The sequence below is a fragment of the Pseudomonas sp. LBUM1652 genome, from assembly GCF_059716105.1.
Genome location: NZ_CP166804.1, coordinates 2,037,107 through 2,058,638, shown reverse-complemented (window position 1 = coordinate 2,058,638; position 21,532 = coordinate 2,037,107). Strand labels below are relative to the sequence as shown.

Below are 21,532 nucleotides of genomic sequence, written 5' to 3'. Positions count from 1 at the left end.
TGATCCGACACCCGGGTCCTCTACCTCAGCAGTTCTGTCAGAGACACTTGGCCAGCGCCCAAGCGTTATCGTGAGCCGCATGCAGGAACCCCAACAACTTTCGCCTGCACGTCAATCGCGCACGGCGGACGGCGCACAAGACTCGGCAACACATCAGGCGATCAATATCGATGTGTCCGGCAGCACTGATCCGCGCCCACCTGAATTCATTTTCGCGGAGATGGCTGCCCTGCTGACAAGTGCTGAAAACTCACCTGAAGGCATCCGCTACGGCAAACACGGTACGCCCTATGTCGATATGGAGGGCGGAACCGTGATGATCAGCAAGGCCACCGACGGCAGTGTTCGACACACGCATCCCGGTGAGTCCAGCCCCACGGGAGCCTTGCTCGAACAGATGCCCGGAACCCGACTCTGGCGCTTAAAAGAGCCGACCAACACGGGCGCAAAACGTCCACAGCCCGACGTTGATTCTTCACCTGTCGAAACCACTGAGGCGATTGCCGGCCCAAGCAAACGGCCGCGACAGGAGTCGGCCAGCAGTGACACCGCGAGCACCGACGCGCTCATGGAAACACTGTTTTCCCGGCAGCCCGTCGCACTGGATCTATCCTCTGGCCAGTGGAGAAACTGGGCAAAAGCGACCCGCCCCGAAAATGGCGATTCGGTAGAAATAGACGGCGCCCACTACCAGATCGTATCCCGGGGCGGTCAACCCGACACCGGTCTTGTCTATTTGCAACATCCGGGATTTGCACCTGAGAGCTATGACGCGTTTGAAAACATGCTGCGCAATGAGCCTTCACGCCAACCGAAGTGGGCGCTCAAGCGCAACGGCCAATGGAGCGTCCTGGAAAGCCATCCCCCTTTTGAAATGCCAATGACGCAATACGTTGCCGGTGCCTTCAAATACTTATCAAATCATTGCTCAAACACCATCGCACGCGCCGTGTTTGATCACAGCACGCAGTCCGGAGCGGTAACCAATCATGCACTGTCGATGATGGTTCTGACATTTCGACACTGGGTTGATCGCGTCAATAACGATGCGCCGCCAGCGCGAAGCCTGCTGGACCCGTTGATGCTTCTGCCCAAGTTGCCGACACAGCCCGACAGACTGTTTTCCGGCGGTATCCTGACACTCCCCTCATCCTCCGCCGAAGCATTTTTACGTATCGACTTTGATCCGCAAATGTTCTCCACAAAATGGAACGCATACGTTTCGGCCGCTACGCCTGCCAACTTGCGCTCGTTGTTTATTACCGTTCTGCAAGACAACGGGTACAGCGTCAACCCGAAAACACGCGCCCTGCAAGAGGGAGCATTGATCTTTCACCGCGAAGGCATACCTGCGGTATTCGTGTTGAAACTGCCGCGTATTACCGGGAATTCGATCCCCCGAAACTCGCTACCAGGTTCCGAAATTTCCAGCACGGTATTCCAGGCGAGACTGAGTGCCGCTGCACAGCAGGCATTGAACACTCATCTTGCGCAAAACGAGGTCGTTTATTTGATGGGAGGAACGCAATTGAAGGAGTCGGGTGAACCGACGCTCTTCATGGTTAGAGAAGGGTAATCGCGAACACAGACTCATTAACCGAAAGGAGCGCCAAGGATGGCAAAGCCGCCAAAGAAAATTCTCGTAACCCCCTCATCCGATACTTCACCGACCACCACAAGGGCCGTATCGGACCCATCTGCGGGCGACCGTCTTGTAGCGCAGATTCCCGATCCCGCGATCCCTGGCAGTGTTCGCGCGCCAGAGGTTTCAGGAGATGTTGCGCAAACCGGGACGGACCGGTCGCCAACGGTAACGGTCAGTACATTGCCGGATTCGATCGCCAGATTACTGGAGATCAATATGAGCGCGATTACCTGGCCTGCCGATAAAACCCACCTGTTGCGCACAACCGGCAGCGGCCTTTTCCAGAGCCCGGAGGGCGGCACTTATGCTCACGTGGCAGGCGAAGGCTACCTTCAAGTCATACGCCAGCCGGATGGGCGCTATCGGGTGTTCTGGCCGCAAAATCTGGGGGAGTCGGGTCCGTTCCTGAAACAGATCGAGGGGCAACCTCTCTGGCGCCCCGAGACAGCGAACCGACCGAGTCACGGGGTAGAGGCTGATCGTGCGCTGGCAGTTGAATCACCGTCTGATCCGCAGCCCCCCCTACCCTTGCCGATTGCACAGGTCGCCTGGCTGACAAATGCCCAGAACACGGCGGACGGGCTTCGTTACGACAAACGGGGCGCCACCTATGTCGACATGGAGGACGGAACCACCTTCCTGGTGCGCAGGGATCCGGCCGGTCATTATCGGCAAGCCTCTGCCCGCGAGCGGTCTTCACCTGGCGCAGTTGTCGAGCCTTCTCCGGGCACAAAACGGTGGCGGGTAAAAACGCCGGAACCTTACCGGCCGCCTGGCACGTCACGAAGAACTCATGAACGGTCAGCTGTTGTCATCGACGAACCGACGCCCGGCCCAAGCAAACGCCCACACCTGACTGAAGATAACGAGCAACGCCACACACAGCCATTGACCGTGCCGTTGCCTGATGCCACACCGCTCGCGCATGCCGGGCCCGCAGGACACTGGAGAAACTGGGGGAAAACCTTCAAGCCAGAATGGCAGGATTCCATAGAAATAGACGGTCAGCATTATGTGATCGTGCCGCAACGCGTGTCGGTCGAAACGACCTTGGTGTACCTGGAAAACCCGCTCTTTTCTCCGGGTCGATACGACGCATTCGAGCGGATGCTTAACCACAACCCGTCACTGCAGCCGAAATGGGCGGTTAGAAATGATCACACATGGACGGTGGTGGAACTCCCCGCGTTTGGCAGATCGCTGACTCAGTCTGTTGCCAAATCCTTCAAGTACTTGTCGGATCACTCCTCGAGCACCCTCGCCAGAGCAGCGTTCAATGAGGCCAACCACAGTGATGTCATCAACGGTGAAGGGTTGCGGGTGCTGTTTGACACCTTCTATCACTGGGAAAACCGCTCCCTTGCCACGGCCCCCCGCCGCGAACTCGCTGACCCGCTGATGATGCTTCCGGTCCTGCCCCTGCAACCCGGCGTGCTTAGCCAGACACTGTTGCTGCCCTCGCCCCATGCCACGGCTCTGGAGCGCATCGACTTCGATACGCAAATGTTTGATCAGCGATGGCGTGATGCCATGAATACCCCCGGTTCCAGCCTGCGCGGTGTCTTCAGCGAAATTCTGCAGCACAACGGTTATGAGGTCGATCGCACCAGTCGGTTGTTCAGCGAGGATGCCTTGTTGTTCAAGCGCAGCAATCTGGACGTTGTATTCGTGTTGCGATTCCGCCCCAGCGCCCCGGACGGCACAGTCCAGCGCCTGATGGAACCGGGCGAGGAACTGAATGCACCGGCACTTAGAGCCACGCTCGAGAAATCCGAATGGAAGCACATGCTCGAACCCGGCAAGGTCGTCTATCTCGTGGGCGGCACTCAAAAAGTCTCTGCGCAACAGACATATCTATTCATCGTCAGAGAAGGCTGAGACCGATGCGCAACCGAAAACCAACACGAAAGAGAGTGTCCTGAATGGCTAAACCTCCGAAAAAAAAACCAGGCACCCCTCTGCCTGATTCCCCCGCCAAGACCGATCCTGTGGCCGTGAATTCGCCCGACGTCAACCGCACGGATATCGCGGGTATCGATACGATGCGTGCGCGCGTTGATCAAACTCTCGACCTCACGCCCGAGGGGGCGTCCGACGAATTGACACATCAGCCTTCTGTAACCGTCAGTGAAATACCTTCAACCCGCCCGCTATCACTCGACGACGTATTGCGCTCGATAACCTGGCCCGCCGATCGCTCGCATTTGTTGATGCCACTGGATCCTGACGGAGGTCTGTTCATCAGCTCGGACGGCAGAATTTATGCCCATATCGAAAGCGACGGCCATTTTCTGGTTGAACGCCAAGCCGATGGCCGCTATCAGATTCCCTTCGACTTCGCCCCCGGCTCGCCTGGCCCGTTCGTGAGCAAAATAAAAGACCAGCCGCTTTGGCGCCTGGAAAAACCGGATTGGCTGACACCGCAGTCAGACGTACTACCCCATGTCCCGACCGTGCCATCACCGATGACAGTGAACGCAACCAAATACCTTGATCCGGATCTGGCGGCACGGCTTTCTCAAGCGGCGGATTCCAGCGATGGAATCCGCTATGACAAACATCGTAAAACCTATGTCGATACACCCGACGGCACTGTCATGGTGAGTAAAAATGCTGACGGTAACTATCAGCAGACCTTCGCCAGGGAGCGCCGCCCCTCCGGTGCATTGCTTGAACGGATTGCCGGAACAAAACAATGGCGCCTTAAAACACCGCACGCTTCGGGTACTCAAGATACATTGCGTCTGGACAGACGTCGGCCGGCAACTGAAACGAATCCCGCGCCGGGTCCAAGTAAACGGCTCTTTTTGGGCGACGATGCAGACAGTGCAACCGATACACAAGCACTTACCCAGAGTTTGATTTCATCCAGCGACGCTGCACTTGATCCGTCTTTCGAGCAATGGCGCACTTGGGGCAAGACGACCAGAGCGCCGCTAGAGATGCACATTGAAATAGACAATCTTCACTACCCAGTAGTGATTCAGAACATTAACGCCGACACCCGACTGGTGTATGTGAAACACCCGCAATTTTCACCTGGCTTATATGACGCCTTCGAACACATGCTCGGAACTGACCCGGCGTTACAGCCAAAATGGGCGGTTAAAGTCGATAAAAAATGGTGTGTCCTGAGCAAACGTGTACCGTTCGAAATGCCCCTCACAAATTACATTTCGACGCATTTCAAATATCTGTCGACTGAATCTACACGTTCACTTGCTCGAGCCATGTTTAATCAGGCTAACCGATCCGAAGTTATCAACGGTCATGGCCTAGCGGTATTGAACCAGACATTTAGATTCTGGGCCGACAGGAAGAACAACCCGGTTCAACGACGAGAATTGGCTGACCCGCTCACGATGTTACGCAAACTCCCGCCGCCGAATGCAGACGACCTGTCATTGAGCATGCCTTCATCGCTAGGTGAGGGATTACAACGCCTGGACTTCGATCCCGGACAATTTGCTCAGCACTGGATTGACCACGCCGTGCTACCGACAACACATGACTTGCGGAGTTTGTTCAGCGCTGTATTGACGCAAAACGGTTACCTCATCAACGAAACGTCGCCTCATCTGGGCGAAAATACGTTGTTGTTTCATCGAGAAAAAATCAACAGCGTCTTTGTACTGACCTTCCCGAAAGTTATCGGCAAACAGATACAGCGCAAGGCTCTCCCCGCTTCACATTTGAGTGAGTCTGCTTTGCAAATCCGTATGGGCGAACAACAAAAGGACTTGGCCACCTATATCGATGAACAAAAGGTCGTCTATCTGATGGGGGGCATTCAAAAACAGACTCAGCAACTTACAACACTCTTTATCGTCAGAGAGGGCTGACCTGCTTTCCATATAAAACCACAGCAAACGTCAATTACAACAGCGGTTATCAATTTACATGAAGCACTACGGCTCGTAGCGATAACGCTGCGCCGGTTAACTGTTGCCGAGTGGAGATTGATAAACGCAAAAGACGGAAACCGCCAGAGCGTCAATTAACGACGCCCTGGATAAACAGCAGATCATCAGAGGTCAACGTCAATGACCAAACCACCCAAATCGATAACGGGAAGTCATTACAGCGATACATCCCAAACATCCAGACCTGTACAGGATCAAACTGTGGCCAACCGTGTCAACATTGATAGTTCAAATCCGCCCATATCCGCAGGTGAGCGAGTATCCGACACTTCCACACCCACGTTGGCGGGTAACGACGACATTGCACCGCGTGTCGTTGTAACCCGTATCACGGATCCGGTCATGACGGATCTCAATACCAACCTCAGAGAGATTTCATGGCCGGCCCTGCAGAATCATCTATTGCAGCCCCACGCGTCGATCGACGGGTTTTACGTCAGCCCAAGAGGTGAGTTCTATGCACACTTGGAAGAAGGAGGCTATTACCGTGCCGAACTCAACAGCAACGGTGACTACCAGATTCCCTGGCCCGACGCCCCGGGTGTTACGCCACCGATATTGAGGAAAATCGAAGGGCAGGCTCGCTGGCGTGTCGAGGCAGACTGGTATGGGCGAACGTCAGAGCAGGGAAACAGTACGCAACCTGCAGTGGCAGGCGCGCCGTCACAAGCATCGATCCTCCTCCCCCCGCATCTGGCAGCACTGTTGACGAGTGCACACAGCACGACCGACGGCGTGCGTTATGACAAGTTCAAGAAAAGCTATGTCGATCTGGCGGAGGGAACCGTCATGGTTCGTAAAAACCCCGACGGCCATTATCAACAGACCTTTGCTGGAGAACGGACGGCGTCTGGCTCTGTGCTTGAGCAAATACCGGGAACACAGCTCTGGCGCCGCAAGACCGTGCACACGGTGCCACCGGATAATCGCCGGGCAGCTTCTGAAACCGATGAACCAACGGCAGTGCCAGGTAAACGACCGAGAATGGATGGCGAATCAGACGCTGCGGATCTGCGTAGCGGCGACTGGCGCGCCTGGGGAAACACCACCAGACCACACATCAGTGACGCTATCAAAATCGAAGGAAAATACTTTCCGATAGTCCCTCAGGCGGGACATGCCGATGACGCTCTAGTCTTTATCAAACCACCACGTTTCGCCGCTGAACGTTTCGACGCGTTCGAACAGATGCTACGTGTCATGCCGGAGTTACAACCCAGAGGCGCGGTGAAGATAAAGCAAAATCACGCAGTCACCACAGAACCTGACTGGAGGGTCGTAGACGGTCATCCATTCAAAAAACCGTTCGCCCGCTATGTTGCCGATAAATTTCCTTATATGTCGGATCATTCGGCAAACGAGACCGCACGTCTTATGTTCAAGCGAGCCAATCATTCTGAAGAGATGAATGGTTACGGCCTCAATGATTTGTTTGATACGTTTAACTACTGGACAGACCGATCCAGGAATCTTGACGTTCAAAACGTCAACCGTCAGGAATTGATCGATCCATTGGCTCTCATGCCTCCGCTGCCAAAGGACGCGACAGGCTTCATGTATATGCCACCCTTTTCTGCTGAAGGGCTCTACCGGATTGACTTTGATTCGCAGCGTATGCCAGTGCAGTGGAAAAGAGCAATAAACGGCAGTTCACCGAGAGCCGTGTTCAAAGCGGCTCTGGAAAATCAAGGTTACAATATATTTGAATCTTTTCGCCAAACACAAAGGGACGCACTGATGTTTAGACGAGCAGGCGTCGACAATATATTCCTTATGTTATTCAGTCCTTTTCATGAAGGCAGAACATACAGGGTAAATCCGACAGAGTGGGTTTATTCAAAAGCACTGAAAAACCAAATCAATCATAATGACGCACTTACCCTGCGAAAACATGTTGAGAAGAATAAAATCTTCTACTTACTTGGAAGTTTCAATATCCTACCTTCCGGACAAGGCAGCCTTGTCATCACAAAATTCGATTGATTGATCCAACCGGCTGCTACGCAAAACGGCAGCCAATAGAAACCATTCAAAAAAAATCAGCCGAAACAAGCGAGAGAATTATTTTCTCGCTTGCATCACCCCCTATTCTCATCGACTTATAACTTGCAACACCGAACAAGGATGTTTACATGTCAATCCCCCTGCCCATTAATACCTATGCAAAAGACGAAACCGTCGAAGTTTTTGATATTGGTAATCATGCTAATGAGCGCACTTCATCGACTATCGACTTCGCGCCTGACATCAAGAGCGACAGTGCAAACCCAGAACCCGAAAATAGCGCCCGCAAACCCGGCCAGCTCAAGATGCTCGACGACCTGTTTGGGCCGTTCAAGATCGGCCCCTACACCATTACTCGTCGAGGCCTGGATGCATTGGGTGCGACTATTGATGGCCAACCGCTGACCGGCCATAACACCCAGTTTCGTACACCCAGCCGATCGTTCGTCAACGCCCTGCAACTCAGTTATCCCGAAATCGAGAAGCGCATGAAAGTGTCCACTTTCGGCGACGATTATTTACTGCCCTCCCTGTTATACGAGATGGCCTGCCTGCGCCCGCACACGGCCCCGCCGGTCATAAGGAATGACACCGGTGTGAACGTCGGGGAGGTCGGTTACTCGCAGAAAATGTCTCGTCTTCTCAACTCGGCACAGAACCTGGATCTGCGTCTGAGCTATTCAAAAAAGCAGAGCAGCCCGAGCTGGATCATCATCAAAAACCATTCCACGGTCGGCGCCAGCGTCGGCATTCAGGCCTTTGGCATATTCATGGGCATTCGCGGTATTTACGATGCCGTCAAAAAGAATGACAAGGATGAAATCATCTTTAACAGCATCGGCATCGGGACAGAGGTCGGTTCGATTATCACCGACGTAGCCGTCACCAAAGCCGGTCAACGCATGATCGAAGCAGGCAGTGGCGCCTTGAAGGATTTCGCCAAAACCCGGGTCGGAATCAGGCTGGGGCGTTCAGGGGGACTTGTCGGCGGTGCGCTGACGTTGCCGTTCGATATCTACAGTGCTGTCAGAGAATTCAACGCCGCCAGCAATAAAACCGGCAAACAAGCCATTGATCATTACGTCAGCGCCGGTTTGAACATCGCCAGTGCCGCCATGACGGTCATTCTGGGTACCGCCGCCCTGGCCGGCTTTTCGTTCGCAGGGCCGGTCGGCCTGGCCGCTGGTGCGCTCATGGCGATCGGCTCGCAGATCTACGGCGCCGTGCGCATGGTGGATGAAATCGACGACTACATTGAACTCACCGTTGAAGAACGCTGGCGCACCGGCTGGTTCTCGTTTGTGCCGTTGATGGATATCGATCAAGACATCAAAAATCGCTACGAACTGGCCAAAGCCAAAATCGAAACCGCCAAACGACTGACAACGACGGCCAGAAAGATACTCGACGAGACTCAAAAGGACACCATCGAGGCGGTCGTGCACGGCCGCTACGAAGACCGCCTCAAGAAACGACGTGAACGCGTAAAGCACTGGTGGGGCGTAGAAACCATGCCGATCGTCTACGTCCCCGAGGTCGTAGGTCTTGACGATACGATTGACGCACGAGCCGGCGTTACAGCCCAGACACCCGGTGCTGTGCTCGGTACGCCAGGAGAAGACAAAGGCATCCTGTGGATGATCGGTGATGGCAAGGATACGGTCACGGGTGTCGAGAAAAAGCCCAATGCCTTTTATTACGCAGAGGGGACAAAGACTCTGACCGGGGGTGAAAAGGATGACAAATTCATTGTCCAAAATGCCGCGCAAGCAATCGAGAGGCCGGTTGAGAGCGCTGAGTTCTCCAGACTGAAAGGGGGCGCCGGCAGCGATACATTGATACTGGATGGCAAGCAGTCATTTCCCGCTGAGGGACGGGGATATGACATCGACCTGACGGCGGGCACCCTGCAAATCTACACACCCAATGCGGATCCGGCAGTCGAGGATGGAGACAGTTATTCTTTCAAGGCACTGCTCGAAAACATTGAAAACGTTCAGACGCTCAATGATGGAAAAAGTATTGTCACGGGCACTAAAGAAGCCAACGTGATCACATCAAGAGGCGCAGACAAAATCTACGCCGGCGCCGGTAACGACACGCTTTATCTGCTCAAGAACAATGCAACGGCCTTTGGTGAAGCCGGAACGGATTTTTATCACGTGGACCTTGCGCAGGGCTCAGTGCTCATTAGCGATGATGGTGTTGATGAAAGCTATATCTCGCTGGGCTGGCGAATGGACCACATCGAGAAGTGGAAGGTGGACAGACTTCGCCTTCTGATAACGCTGCAGTTCGATTTTCACTATGGCCGCAGAAGCATCATAGCGATTGACAATGTCTACAAAACATCCGAAGGCCACAGGGTTTTGAACAATGACAAATTGACCATCATCACCAGAGATGGCTACTACTTGAAACCCGATCTGCCTGAAAAAATGCAACACGATGACCCGTTTGAGATAAGCGCAGAAATCACCAAGGTGGGCCGTCCCGAAAAAACCACCATTGTCCATGAAACAGTGTGCAAAGTGCCCACCAACCAGAACACCCATTACTACGTCCAGCGATTCAACCCGCACACTCAATTTATAACCGGGAGTCACCCTGACTCCTATTACGGTACCCGAATCTTTCTCGACTACGACTTTTCCGAGCTGACGAGCGCTCATGCAGCCTTTGCGACGACTCCGTCCATTGAAATGAATGCCGCCGCCGGTAACGACAAGGTTAATGTCTCAATCGATTTTCTGTTTTACTTCGGCAAAAACCTGTTGCAAATCGCCGGCGTTAGCCAATACGCAGACACGACACTCGACGCTGCACTGGTAAAAGCGGCGGCCAATGTTTCAACTCATGGATACATGCTGGTGTTCCGGGATGGAAAAGCCCACACCCTGATTCTTGAAGCGGACTATGCCAAACCTCCCGCGCACTATAAGCCCAACGTGGCTGGCAATACGCTGACCAGCCACGACTTACGCTTCCCGATACGGGTCAAAGACAATGCGGTTTTTGAGATCCCCCAAACCCTGGCGCTAGAGCTGGATCACATTTCCTCTTGCTCCAGGCTACTGCCTCTCGCCAAACAGACTGCCATCGATAACATTGAAGGAGCGGGAGCTACTTATCTTATCCATCTGAGCGCGAACAGGGTGCTGCGGATTTCGACGCCCGGCGGTCTGGCCACCGCAAGCAGCCAACTGAACCATTCCTCCACCTGGGAGCTCGACGCCACACAACTCGGTGAATTCAACATCGTCCTGGCGGATAACAAACTGTATATCGGAAACACCACTGTGCATTTACCTCAATACGGTGCCGACGATCTTATTGACGAGATTTTTGTCATCGGACCAAAGGGCGTGGTGCATACCGTAGACCTTTCTTTCGACAGAATTTATATCAACCGCCTGGACGCCAGATACTTTGAGTCACCCACCGACGCTACAGCCGATGTGCCCGAAGAGTTTTCTGCCATTGCGCAAAGTGTCCTCGAAGTCCGCAATGTTGCGATGACCGATGGCACCCGAGGAAAACTCAAATACAGCATGCCAGAGCGCAAATGGATCCTGGAAAGTAACAAGTCTCGGACAATAACCAATGCCGACCTGAAGATATTTGGCCGCTGCACCCACCAGACGCCGGATATGCTCACACTGTCGTTGCCTGACAACTGAGCTTTAGTCATGCGCCATCACTGAAATAAAAAAAGCCCGCAGTGTGAGCGGGCAAAAGACCAAAGAAGCTATATGCGCAGTCGCTTCCCGGTGGGGGCAGCTGCTTGGGGGTCAGCTGCCCCGGTACGTGGAATAGCTGTAAGGCGAAATCAGCAGGGGTACGTGGTAGTGATCCTGTTCGGCAGAGATGCCGAAGCGCAGCACGACCACATCCAGAAATGCCGGCTCCGGCAGTTGCACCCCACGGGCTCGGTAGTAATCGCCGGCATGGAACTGCACCTGATAAACCCCGGTACGGTAATCATCGCCTTGCAGCAGCGGCGCATCGACCCGGCCGTCACTGTTGGTCATCGCGCTGGCGACCAATTCCAGGTGCGAACCTTCAACGCGGTACAGCTCGACCTTGATCGAGCTGCCCGGGCAACCATGTGCAGCGTCCAAAACGTGTGTTGTCAAACGTCCCATTGATTCTGCGCGCCTGGCCGCAAAGAGCAGTCAGACTTCGCGCCTCCCGAAGTCAGTTGAAAAGGAGACCGCACCCTTTCGATGCACGAAAAGCTGCGGCGAGCGATTGATTAAGACACTTTCCAAAAAAATTGTACACAATAAAAACGACATTTTTCACACCACCCCCGCCATCCGGGCGTTTACAGCGGATCTGCCAGCGCAGCGCCTGATCATTGAACCTCCTATCCATTAGCTGACTGGTCAGGCAGGTTTCTTGCAGGTTCACGCCGATAGCAGTAAAAGATGACAGTCGGTGAAAAATGCAAAAAATCAGGCTTACAAATTGAGAATAAAGTTGTATACAATCAGCCCATCGCTGTGACGCCAGCCTGCAACCTCACCGCCAGGCCGCCACGTAATATCTGTCAACGAATAAGAAGGAAGACTGCAGTGAGCGCTGACTACCCACGCGACCTGATCGGTTACGGCAGTAACCCTCCTCACCCACACTGGCCGGGCAATGCCCGCATCGCCCTGTCCTTCGTACTCAATTACGAAGAAGGCGGCGAGCGCAACATTTTGCACGGCGACAAAGAATCCGAAGCCTTCCTCTCTGAAATGGTCGCTGCTCAGCCGCTGCAAGGCGCGCGCAACATGAGCATGGAATCGCTTTACGAGTATGGCAGCCGTGCCGGCGTGTGGCGGATTCTGAAACTGTTCAAGGAATTCGACATTCCGCTGACCATTTTTGCCGTGGCCATGGCGGCCCAGCGTCACCCGGACGTGATCCGCGCGATGGTCGAAGCCGGCCACGAGATCTGCAGCCACGGCTACCGCTGGATCGACTACCAATACATGGACGAAGCGCAGGAACGCGAGCATATGCTCGAAGCGATCCGCATCCTCACCGAACTGACCGGCGAGCGCCCACTGGGCTGGTACACCGGCCGCACCGGCCCGAACACCCGTCGTCTGGTGATGGAAGAAGGTGGATTCCTTTACGACTGCGACACCTATGACGACGACCTGCCCTACTGGGAACCGAACAACCCGACCGGCAAGCCACATCTGGTGATCCCTTACACCCTCGACACCAACGACATGCGCTTCACTCAGGTGCAGGGTTTCAACAAGGGTGACGACTTCTTCGAATACCTCAAAGATGCGTTCGACGTGCTTTACGCCGAAGGCGCAGAAGCACCGAAGATGCTGTCGATCGGTCTGCACTGCCGACTGATCGGCCGTCCGGGTCGCCTCGCTTCGCTCAAGCGCTTTATCGAATACGCCAAAAGTCATGAACAGGTGTGGTTCAGCCGTCGCGTCGACATCGCGCGTCACTGGCACGAAACCCACCCGTACCAAGGGGCCGCCAAATGAGCCGCTTTCAAACCCTGCAACCGTCGACCCTGAGCCGCGACGCCTTCGTCAACGCCTTCGCCGACATCTACGAACATTCGCCATGGGTGGCCGAAAAGGCCTACGACCTGGGCGCAGATGCCTCGATCGACGAGATCGAAACCCTGCACCAGCGCATGAGCGACATCCTGTTGAGCGCCGATCACGCCAGCCAGTTGGCTTTGATCAACGCTCACCCGGACCTGGCCGGCAAAGCCGCCGTCCAGGGCCAGCTTACCGCGGCCAGTACTGAAGAACAGTCGGGCGCGGGGATTCACCAATGCACGGCCGAAGAGTTTTCTCGCTTCACCGAGCTGAACGACGCTTACAAAGCCAAGTTCAAGTTTCCCTTCATCATGGCGGTAAAAGGCAGCAACCGGCATCAGATCCTCGCGGCGTTCGAAACGCGCATTCACAACTCGGTCGACACCGAATTCAAATGTGCGCTGGCGGAGATCAACAAGATCGCCCTGTTCCGTTTACTGACTCTCTAGCGAAGCCTGACCCGAGTACATCAGACGCGGAGAGTACCCAGGGTCTTGCAAGCATCCCCAGCCAACTTATTAAAGGCAGACAAGAAGAATGAAAGCTTACGCCGTACCTTTCGAGAAGTTCGTCAACCTGGCCGATGCCCGTCTGGGCACCAAAATCCTCTCGGTCACCGATGACTGGTTCGCAGACGCCAATCGTCTGTTTCAGCCAACCCCGGCCGTGTGGAAGGAGGGCGTGTTCGATGACAACGGCAAGTGGATGGACGGCTGGGAGTCGCGCCGCAAGCGCTTCGAAGGCTTCGACAGCGCGGTGATTCGCCTGGGCGTACCGGGTTCGATCAAAGGCGTAGACATCGACACTTCATTCTTCACCGGCAACTTCCCGCCGTCGGCCTCGATGGAAGCGTGCTTCCTGGCCTCGGGCGAGCCTGATGAAAACACCCAGTGGACTGAAGTGCTGTCGGCCGTCGAGCTGCAGGGCAATAGCCACCACTACCACGAAATCAGCAACGACAAAGCCTTCAGCCACCTGCGCTTCAACATCTACCCGGACGGCGGTGTTGCTCGTCTGCGTGTGTACGGCATTCCGTTCCGCGACTGGTCGGCTGTTGGCGACAACGAACAGGTTGACCTGGCGGCTGCTCTGAACGGTGGCCGTGCGCTGGCCTGCTCCGACGAACACTTCGGCCGCATGAGCAACATCCTCAACCCGGGCCGTGGTATCAACATGGGCGACGGCTGGGAAACCGCTCGTCGTCGCACGCCAGGCAATGACTGGGTAATCGTCGCGCTGGGCCACCCGGGCGAGATCGAAAAAATCGTCGTCGACACCCTGCACTTCAAAGGCAACTACCCGGACACTTGCTCGATCCAGGGCGCGTTCGTCAAGGGCGGCACCGACAGCCAGATCGAAACCCAGTCGCTGTTCTGGCGCGAACTGCTGCCGGCACAGAAACTGGAAATGCACGCCGAACACACCTTCGCCGAGCAGATCAAGGCTCTGGGCCCGATCACCCACATCCGTCTGAACGTTTTCCCGGATGGTGGTGTGAGCCGTTTGCGCGTTCTCGGCAAGGTCGCGAAGTAATGCTGAGACTGTAGGAGCTGCCGCAGGCTGCGATCTTTTGACTTTGTTTTTCAAGATCAAAAGATCGCAGGCTTCGCCAGCTCCTACAGGGATTGCAGTGAATTGAACATACATTTGAAGACAAGAAGAACAGCATGCGCACACTGACGATTGAACCGCTGACCAAAGAAGCCTTCGCCCCTTTCGGTGACGTAATCGAAACCGACGGCAGCGATCACTTCATGATCAACAACGGTTCGACCATGCGCTTCCACAAACTGGCGACGGTCGAAACCGCTACGCCTGAGGACAACGCGATCATCAGCATCTTCCGCGCCGACGCGCAGGACATGCCGCTGACCGTTTGCATGCTGGAACGCCATCCGCTGGGCAGCCAGGCTTTCATTCCGCTGCTCGGCAACCCCTTTCTGATCGTGGTCGCGCCACTTGGCGATGAACCTGTATCAGGCTTGGTCCGCGCCTTCGTCACCAACGGCAGGCAGGGCATTAATTACCATCGCGGCGTCTGGCACCACCCGGTGCTGACGATCGAAAAGCGGGATGACTTCCTGGTGGTTGATCGCAGTGGCACAGGCAATAACTGCGATGAGCATTTTTTCAAAGAGGATGAGCGTTTGATCCTCGCCCCCCACCAATAAGAGAAGGTCTGATCACCCGACAACAAGGGTGACAGGCGAGAGGTAAAGACTGTGGAAGCACATCTGTTGGAATGGCTGAACCTGAGCGTGCGCTGGGTTCACATGATCACTGGCGTGGCCTGGATCGGCGCGTCGTTCTACTTCGTCTGGCTGGAGAACAACCTCAACCGCGTCAACCCGAAAACCGGTCTGGCCGGTGATCTGTGGGCGATCCACGGCGGCGGTATCTACCACCTGGAAAAATACAAACTGGCCCCGCCGGCAATGCCGGAGAACCTGCACTGGTTCAAATGGGAAGCCTATTTCACCTGGATGTCGGGGATCGCGCTGCTGTGCGTGGTGTTCTACTACAACCCGACGCTTTACCTGCTGGCTCCGGGCAGCACGCTGAGCGGCCCTGAAGGCGTGGCCATCGGTATCGGCTCGCTGTTCCTCGGCTGGTTCATCTACTCCTTCCTGTGCGACTCCGCTCTGGGCAAACGCCCTGCCCTGCTCGGTTTCATCCTGTTCGTGCTGATCATCGGCGCGGCATATGGCTTCAGCAAGGTGTTCAGCGGTCGTGGTGCGTACCTGCACGTCGGCGCGATCATCGGCACCATCATGGTCGGCAACGTGTTCCGCATCATCATGCCGGCGCAGCGCGCACTGGTTGCGGCGATTGCCGAGAACCGCACGCCCGATCCGGCGCTGCCAGCCAAAGGCTTGTTGCGGTCGCGTCATAACAACTACTTCACCCTGCCGGTGCTGTTCATCATGATCAGCAACCACTTCCCGAGCACTTACGGCAGCCAGTACAACTGGTTAATCCTGGCCGGGATCGCAGTGTTTGCAGTGTTGGTGCGTCACTACTTCAATACCCGTCACGACAGCCACAAGTTTGCCTGGACGCTGCCTGTCGCAGCGGTCGGGATGATCAGCCTGGCTTACGTCACCGGCCCAACGCCGATGTCGACAGCTCCGGAAGTGGCCAACGCACCAGCGAAAATCGAGTACCAACCGCTGCCGGAAACGGCACTGGGTGGTGGCGCAAAACCGGCTGAAGCAGCGCAACCGGCAGCACCTGCCGCCCCTGCTGCGGCACCGGCACAGGCGTCCAACGCCGGCCCCGGTTTCGACAAGGTGCACAACGTGATCCAGGAACGTTGCACGGTGTGCCACTCGGCCAAACCGACCAGCCCACTGTTCAGCGCCGCCCCGGCCGGCGTGATGCTCGACACCCCTGAGCAGATCCGCCAGAACGCGGCGCGGATCCAGGCGCAAGCCATCACCACACAGATCATGCCACTGGGCAACATCACACAGATGACCCAGCAGGAACGTGACCTGATCGGTGCCTGGATCGCCCAGGGAGCCCAGACCAACTAAGCAGTAAAAGCATCGCTGGCAAGCCAGCTCCCACAGGGATTACCTGAATCCTGTGGGAGCTGGCTTGCCAGCGATTAGCCGCAGCGCGGTTTACCTGATGCAAAAAAACAGCTGTGAGCAACCCGGCAGCTGTTCAATCACAAGAATAAAAAAGATCCGAGGTGTTGCATGTCCGAGCTGTACAAAGCGCGCATCCCCGACGCACCCGCCATTCAGCGTTTGCCCCTTTTGCAACTGATCCTGGTCGGTTTGCAACATGTTCTGCTGATGTACGGCGGTGCCATCGCGGTGCCGCTGATCATCGGACAGGCCGCTGGCCTGAGTCGTGAAGAAATCGCCTTCCTGATCAACGCCGACCTGCTGGTCGCCGGCATCGCCACCATCGTGCAGTCGATGGGGATCGGCCCGATGGGCATTCGCATGCCGGTGATGATGGGCGCCAGTTTTGCCGCCGTGGGCAGCATGGTCGCCATGGCCGGGATGCCCGGTATCGGTCTGCAAGGGATCTTCGGTGCAACGATCGCCGCCGGTTTCTTCGGCATGATCATCGCGCCGTTCATGTCCAAGGTCGTGCGCTTCTTCCCGCCGCTGGTGACCGGCACGGTGATCACCTCGATCGGTTTGTCGCTGTTCCCCGTGGCCGTGAATTGGGCCGGTGGCGGTGCCGCCGCTGCGCAATTCGGCTCACCGATTTATCTGGCCATCGCCGCACTGGTGTTGGGCACCATTTTGCTGATCCACCGCTTCATGCGCGGTTTCTGGGTCAATATTTCCGTGTTGATTGGCATGTGCTTCGGCTACCTGTTGTGCGGGGCGATCGGCATGGTCGACTTGAGCGGCATGGCCAACGCGCCGTGGATTCAGTTCGTTACCCCGCTGCATTTCGGCATGCCGAAATTCGAACTCGCACCGATCCTGTCGATGTGCCTGGTGGTGGTGATCATCTTCGTCGAGTCCACCGGGATGTTCTTGGCGCTGGGCAAGATCACCGGCCAGGAAGTCTGCCCGCGCATGCTGCGTCGCGGCTTGCTGTGCGATGCCGGCGCGTCGTTCGTTGCCGGGTTCTTCAATACCTTCACCCACTCTTCGTTCGCGCAGAACATCGGCCTGGTGCAGATGACCGGTGTGCGCTGCCGCTCGGTGACCATCGTCGCCGGTGGCTTGCTCATCATGCTCAGCCTGCTACCGAAAGCGGCGTTCCTGGTGGCCTCGATTCCACCGGCCGTATTGGGCGGTGCGGCGATTGCGATGTTCGGCATGGTCGCGGCCACCGGGATCAAGATCCTGCAAGAAGCCGACATCGGTGATCGTCGCAATCAGTTGCTGGTGGCAGTGAGCATCGGCATGGGCCTGATCCCGGTGGTGCGTCCGGAGTTCTTCGCCCACCTGCCGCTGTGGATGAGCCCGATCACCCACAGCGGTATCGCCATGGCCACGCTCAGTGCGCTGACGCTGAACCTGCTGTTCAACATTCTTGGCGGCAAAGAGCGCGCAACGATCAACGACTGCCACGCGCACCCGCATTAACAGCAACACCGATAGCCCCTTGTGGGAGAGCAACTCTGCGCCTGAAAAATAAAAACAAGAGGGAGCAACAGATGATTCGCACGCAAACCAACCTGCTGTTGAGCGGCTGCCTGCTGGCCGCATCCCAAACCATGGCCGGCGATTTATTGCTGTGGCAGACCAACAGCCTGAGCTATCTGTACGGCAAGAATTTCGCGATCAATCCGTCGATTCAGCAGACGGTGACGTTCGAACATGCTGACAAGTGGAAGTACGGCGACAACTTCCTGTTCGTCGACAAGATCTTCTACAACGGCCAGGAAGACCGCAACAAAGGCCCGCACACCTTCTACGGCGAATTCACTCCGCGTTTTTCGTTCGGCAAGATCTTCGATCAGAAAATCGAGTTCGGCCCGATCAAGGACGTCTTGCTGGCGATGACCTACGAGTACGGCGAAGGTGAAAGCGAGGCCTATCTGATCGGCCCAGGCTTTGACCTCAAGGTGCCCGGCTTCAACTACGTCACCCTGAACATCTTCCGTCGCCAGACCGAGGGCCCGCGTCCCGGCGATGGCGTCTGGCAGATCAGCCCCGGCTGGTCGTACAGCATTCCCGTGGGCAATTCCGATCTGCTGATCGACGGCTATCTGGACTGGGTTGTCGACAACGACGAGAACTCGCGCGGCACCTACCACGCCAACCTGCACATCAATCCGCAGATCAAGTATGACCTCGGCAAAGCCCTTGGCTGGAGTCATAAGCAGTTGTACGTCGGTACCGAGTACAGCTATTGGAAAAATAAATACGGGGTCGAAAACAGCCGCAACCTCGACACCAATCAGAACACCGCCAGCCTGCTGGTGAAGGTGCACTTCTAAGATGACCCGCAACCGTGCCCCATACCTGTCGTCGGTGCTCTGTTGCGGGGCACTTGAGAGCTGGCCAAGGAGTCAGTATTCTCCGCGGCCTCTTGAATTCGGTCTAAAAAAAAGCCCGGATTTAATTCCTGACCGAAAAGCCAACTTATCCCGGCCCCGGCCAGTACCGAGGCATCCCGAAAACACGCTCAATCGACTGTTTTTCAGCAGCCGAACGGGCGTTTTTTTGCTTTCTGAAAGCGTTGGCCCAGCTCTTGCTATCGATAGCGAAGCTGACCGATCGGATGACTTTTGCAGCAACGAAAAAAGGCGCCACACCAGAGCGCCGATCTTAAAAAAATAAACGTGGAACACCTACTTTGGGAGCAACCGAATGAAACGTATGTGCACCAGCCTGATGCTCGCGGGATCGATGTTGGCCGGGGGGCAGGCCATGGCCGAAGGCCTGCTGCAATGGCAGAACAACAGCCTGACTTACCTCTATGGCAAGGATTTCCAGGTCAACCCGCGCATCCAGCAGACCGTCACCTTCGAGCACGCCGATGCGTGGAAGTACGGGGATAACTTCTTCTTCCTCGACAAGATCTTCTACAACGGTGGCAAGGACTTCAGCAACGGCCCGAACACCTACTACGGTGAGTTCAGCCCGCGCATCTCGCTGGGCAAAGTGCTCGACCAGAAGATCGAGTTCGGCCCGATCAAAGACGTTCTGGTGGCGATGACCTACGAGTTCGGCGAAGGCGACACCGAGTCGTACCTGATCGGTCCGGGCTTCGACCTGGCCATCCCGGGCTTCGACTACTTCCAGTTGAACTTCTACCAGCGCCACACCCAAGGTGCACGCGCCGGTGACAACGTCTGGCAGATTACCCCGGTCTGGTCCTACACCATCCCGGTCGGCAAGTCGGACATCCTCATCGACGGCTTCATGGACTGGGTGACTGACAACGACTCCAACTCCAAGGGCGATTACCACGCCAACCTGCACTTCAACCCACAGATCAAATACGACCTGGGCAAGGCGCTGAGTTTCGGCGAGAAGCAGTTGTATGTCGGTGTTGAATACGACTACTGGAAAGACAAGTACGGGATCGACGATACCGGTGCGTTCAAGACCAATCAGAGCACCACAAGCTTCCTGGTGAAGTTCCACTTCTGATAAAGATCAAAAGATCGCAGGCTGCGATCTTTCGCTCTAAAAGCTTCGCGAGCAGGCTCGCTCCCACATTGGTTTTGTGAACGACACAAATCCCTGTGGGAGCGAGCCTGCTCGCGAAGGCCTCACCGCAGATCTCACTCCTGCCGCAATCCTAAAAACCGGCACAGCTCCTCACGCTTGGCCAACGCATCGCGCCGCCCCAGATCGATCAACTCGCTGCAATACCCCGCCTCGAACAGCAGATAACTCAACACCCCTGCCCCACTGGTCTTGGTCGCCCCCGGCCCACGCAAGAACAAGCGCAACGCCGCCGGCAATTCCTGCCGATGTCGCGCCGCGATCTCATCGATTGGCTGACTCGGCGAAATCACCAACACCTCCACCGGCGCCACACCCAACTCGCGAGTCGGCGTACCTTCGGGCATCAGATGGCTGAACTGGTTGAGACGCTGAAGCAGCTCGATATCGCCCTCCAGGCTGTCAATGAACGTGCTGTTGAGCATGTGCCCGCCGATCTGCGCCAGCGTCGGCTGTTGACCGGTGTAGGTGCGCTCCAGTGGCTGCTCGGGATCGAACCCGCGCGGGTTGCCGCTGACGCCCACCACCAGCACGCGACTGGCACCCAGGTGCAACGCCGGGCTGATCGGCGCCGATTGCCGCACCGCGCCGTCGCCGAAATATTCCTCACCGATTTTCACCGGAGCGAACAACAGCGGAATTGCCGAACTCGCCAGCAGATGCTCCACCGACAATTGCGTCGGCACACCGATGCGTCGATGGCGCAACCACGCATCAATCTTGCCGCCACCCTGATAGAACGTCACCGCCTGCCCCGACTCGTAGCCGAACGCGGTCACCGCCACCGCATGCAATTGCTTGCGCGCGATGGATTCGGCGATGCCGGGCATGTGCAGTTTTTCATTGAGCAGGTCGCGCAGTGGCGAACTGTTGAGCAGCGCCACCGGCAGCTGGCGACCCAGGCCAAGCAAGCTGTGGCTGACGAAGCGGCTGGCCTGGCGGATCACGCCCGGCCAGTCGCTGCGCAGCACGCGGTGGCTGCGAAAGCCCTGCCAGAACAGGGTCAGGCGTTCGATGGCAGCACGAAAGTCCGTGGCACCACTGGCCAGACTGACCGCGTTGATTGCCCCGGCCGAGGTGCCGACGATTACCGGAAACGGATTGTCGGCGCCCAACGGCAGCAACTCGGCAATCGCCGCCAGCACCCCCACCTGATACGCCGCCCGAGCCCCGCCGCCGGAAAGAATCAAACCTGTGACCGGTTCAGCTGGGCTCATCGCAACACTCCATGGTGCT

15 protein-coding genes are annotated in these 21,532 nt (G+C 56.3%); 13 read left to right on the top strand and 2 right to left on the bottom strand.

All coding sequences use genetic code 11. From position 1 onward, the window contains the following. The first annotated feature begins 79 nt into the window (after nucleotides 1-79). From ACA069_RS09350 to ACA069_RS09330, 5 genes are all read left to right on the top strand, one after another. A complete protein-coding gene (locus ACA069_RS09350) occupies nucleotides 80-1,576 on the top strand; it encodes a hypothetical protein (RefSeq protein WP_497617188.1) in 1,497 nt (498 codons plus the stop codon). Between the two features lie 39 nt (nucleotides 1,577-1,615). Next, nucleotides 1,616-3,523 (top strand): hypothetical protein, encoded by a 1,908-nt coding sequence (locus ACA069_RS09345; RefSeq protein ID WP_497617186.1) that lies wholly within the window; start codon nucleotides 1,616-1,618, stop codon nucleotides 3,521-3,523. Nucleotides 3,524-3,567: 44 nt separating this feature from the next. Further along, nucleotides 3,568-5,487 (top strand): hypothetical protein, encoded by a 1,920-nt coding sequence (locus ACA069_RS09340; protein WP_497617185.1) that lies wholly within the window; start codon nucleotides 3,568-3,570, stop codon nucleotides 5,485-5,487. 282 nt (nucleotides 5,488-5,769) lie between these two features. Further along, a complete protein-coding gene (locus tag ACA069_RS09335; RefSeq protein WP_497617183.1) occupies nucleotides 5,770-7,551 on the top strand; it encodes a hypothetical protein in 1,782 nt (593 codons plus the stop codon). A gap of 149 nt (nucleotides 7,552-7,700) precedes the next feature. Then, the gene (locus ACA069_RS09330) at nucleotides 7,701-11,252 is read left to right on the top strand and encodes a calcium-binding protein (protein WP_497617181.1); all 3,552 of its coding nucleotides are present in this window, start codon (nucleotides 7,701-7,703) and stop codon (nucleotides 11,250-11,252) included. A gap of 111 nt (nucleotides 11,253-11,363) precedes the next feature. Here ACA069_RS09330 and uraH read toward each other — a convergent pair whose 3' ends face one another. Beyond that, nucleotides 11,364-11,717, bottom strand: a complete 354-nt coding sequence (gene uraH / locus ACA069_RS09325) for a hydroxyisourate hydrolase (protein ID WP_401269699.1) — start codon at nucleotides 11,715-11,717, stop codon at nucleotides 11,364-11,366. A gap of 432 nt (nucleotides 11,718-12,149) precedes the next feature. Here uraH and puuE point away from each other — a divergent pair, with 432 nt between their 5' ends. The 8 genes from puuE (at nucleotide 12,150) to ACA069_RS09285 (ending at nucleotide 20,218) form a co-directional block, all read left to right on the top strand. Continuing rightward, complete coding sequence (gene puuE / locus ACA069_RS09320) at nucleotides 12,150-13,076, top strand: allantoinase PuuE (RefSeq protein ID WP_192564080.1); 927 nt, start codon at nucleotides 12,150-12,152, stop codon at nucleotides 13,074-13,076. Beyond that, the gene (gene uraD / locus ACA069_RS09315; RefSeq protein ID WP_401269694.1) at nucleotides 13,073-13,588 is read left to right on the top strand and encodes a 2-oxo-4-hydroxy-4-carboxy-5-ureidoimidazoline decarboxylase; all 516 of its coding nucleotides are present in this window, start codon (nucleotides 13,073-13,075) and stop codon (nucleotides 13,586-13,588) included. Before puuE ends, uraD begins: the two co-directional genes overlap by 4 nt. 88 nt (nucleotides 13,589-13,676) lie before the next feature. Continuing rightward, complete coding sequence (gene alc / locus ACA069_RS09310; protein WP_497617179.1) at nucleotides 13,677-14,672, top strand: allantoicase; 996 nt, start codon at nucleotides 13,677-13,679, stop codon at nucleotides 14,670-14,672. Between the two features lie 134 nt (nucleotides 14,673-14,806). Next, a complete protein-coding gene (locus ACA069_RS09305) occupies nucleotides 14,807-15,310 on the top strand; it encodes an ureidoglycolate lyase (protein ID WP_008005655.1) in 504 nt (167 codons plus the stop codon). A gap of 51 nt (nucleotides 15,311-15,361) precedes the next feature. Next, nucleotides 15,362-16,675, top strand: coding sequence for a urate hydroxylase PuuD (locus ACA069_RS09300; protein WP_187680061.1), 1,314 nt, complete (start codon nucleotides 15,362-15,364; stop codon nucleotides 16,673-16,675). Between the two features lie 168 nt (nucleotides 16,676-16,843). Next, a complete protein-coding gene (locus ACA069_RS09295; protein ID WP_497617177.1) occupies nucleotides 16,844-18,202 on the top strand; it encodes a nucleobase:cation symporter-2 family protein in 1,359 nt (452 codons plus the stop codon). A gap of 71 nt (nucleotides 18,203-18,273) precedes the next feature. Continuing rightward, nucleotides 18,274-19,059, top strand: a complete 786-nt coding sequence (locus ACA069_RS09290) for an outer membrane protein OmpK (protein WP_401272156.1) — start codon at nucleotides 18,274-18,276, stop codon at nucleotides 19,057-19,059. Between the two features lie 373 nt (nucleotides 19,060-19,432). After that, nucleotides 19,433-20,218 carry an outer membrane protein OmpK gene (locus ACA069_RS09285; protein WP_077571766.1) on the top strand — a complete coding sequence of 262 codons (786 nt, stop codon included), beginning with the start codon at nucleotides 19,433-19,435 and terminating at the stop codon, nucleotides 20,216-20,218. A gap of 134 nt (nucleotides 20,219-20,352) precedes the next feature. On the opposite strand, the gene ACA069_RS09280 is transcribed toward ACA069_RS09285, so the two are convergent. Then, complete coding sequence (locus ACA069_RS09280; protein ID WP_497617175.1) at nucleotides 20,353-21,513, bottom strand: patatin-like phospholipase family protein; 1,161 nt, start codon at nucleotides 21,511-21,513, stop codon at nucleotides 20,353-20,355. Between the last annotated feature and the right edge of the window lie 19 nt (nucleotides 21,514-21,532).

Coding starts and splice junctions, on each gene's coding strand:
- ACA069_RS09295 (WP_497617177.1), top strand. CDS start 16,844: ATGTCCGAGCTGTACAAAGCGCGCATCCCCGACGCACCCGCCATTCAG.
- ACA069_RS09285 (WP_077571766.1), top strand. CDS start 19,433: ATGAAACGTATGTGCACCAGCCTGATGCTCGCGGGATCGATGTTGGCC.
- ACA069_RS09280 (WP_497617175.1), bottom strand. CDS start 21,513: ATGAGCCCAGCTGAACCGGTCACAGGTTTGATTCTTTCCGGCGGCGGG.
- uraD (WP_401269694.1), top strand. CDS start 13,073: ATGAGCCGCTTTCAAACCCTGCAACCGTCGACCCTGAGCCGCGACGCC.
- ACA069_RS09345 (WP_497617186.1), top strand. CDS start 1,616: ATGGCAAAGCCGCCAAAGAAAATTCTCGTAACCCCCTCATCCGATACT.
- ACA069_RS09290 (WP_401272156.1), top strand. CDS start 18,274: ATGATTCGCACGCAAACCAACCTGCTGTTGAGCGGCTGCCTGCTGGCC.
- ACA069_RS09340 (WP_497617185.1), top strand. CDS start 3,568: ATGGCTAAACCTCCGAAAAAAAAACCAGGCACCCCTCTGCCTGATTCC.
- ACA069_RS09330 (WP_497617181.1), top strand. CDS start 7,701: ATGTCAATCCCCCTGCCCATTAATACCTATGCAAAAGACGAAACCGTC.
- ACA069_RS09305 (WP_008005655.1), top strand. CDS start 14,807: ATGCGCACACTGACGATTGAACCGCTGACCAAAGAAGCCTTCGCCCCT.
- uraH (WP_401269699.1), bottom strand. CDS start 11,717: ATGGGACGTTTGACAACACACGTTTTGGACGCTGCACATGGTTGCCCG.
- ACA069_RS09350 (WP_497617188.1), top strand. CDS start 80: ATGCAGGAACCCCAACAACTTTCGCCTGCACGTCAATCGCGCACGGCG.
- alc (WP_497617179.1), top strand. CDS start 13,677: ATGAAAGCTTACGCCGTACCTTTCGAGAAGTTCGTCAACCTGGCCGAT.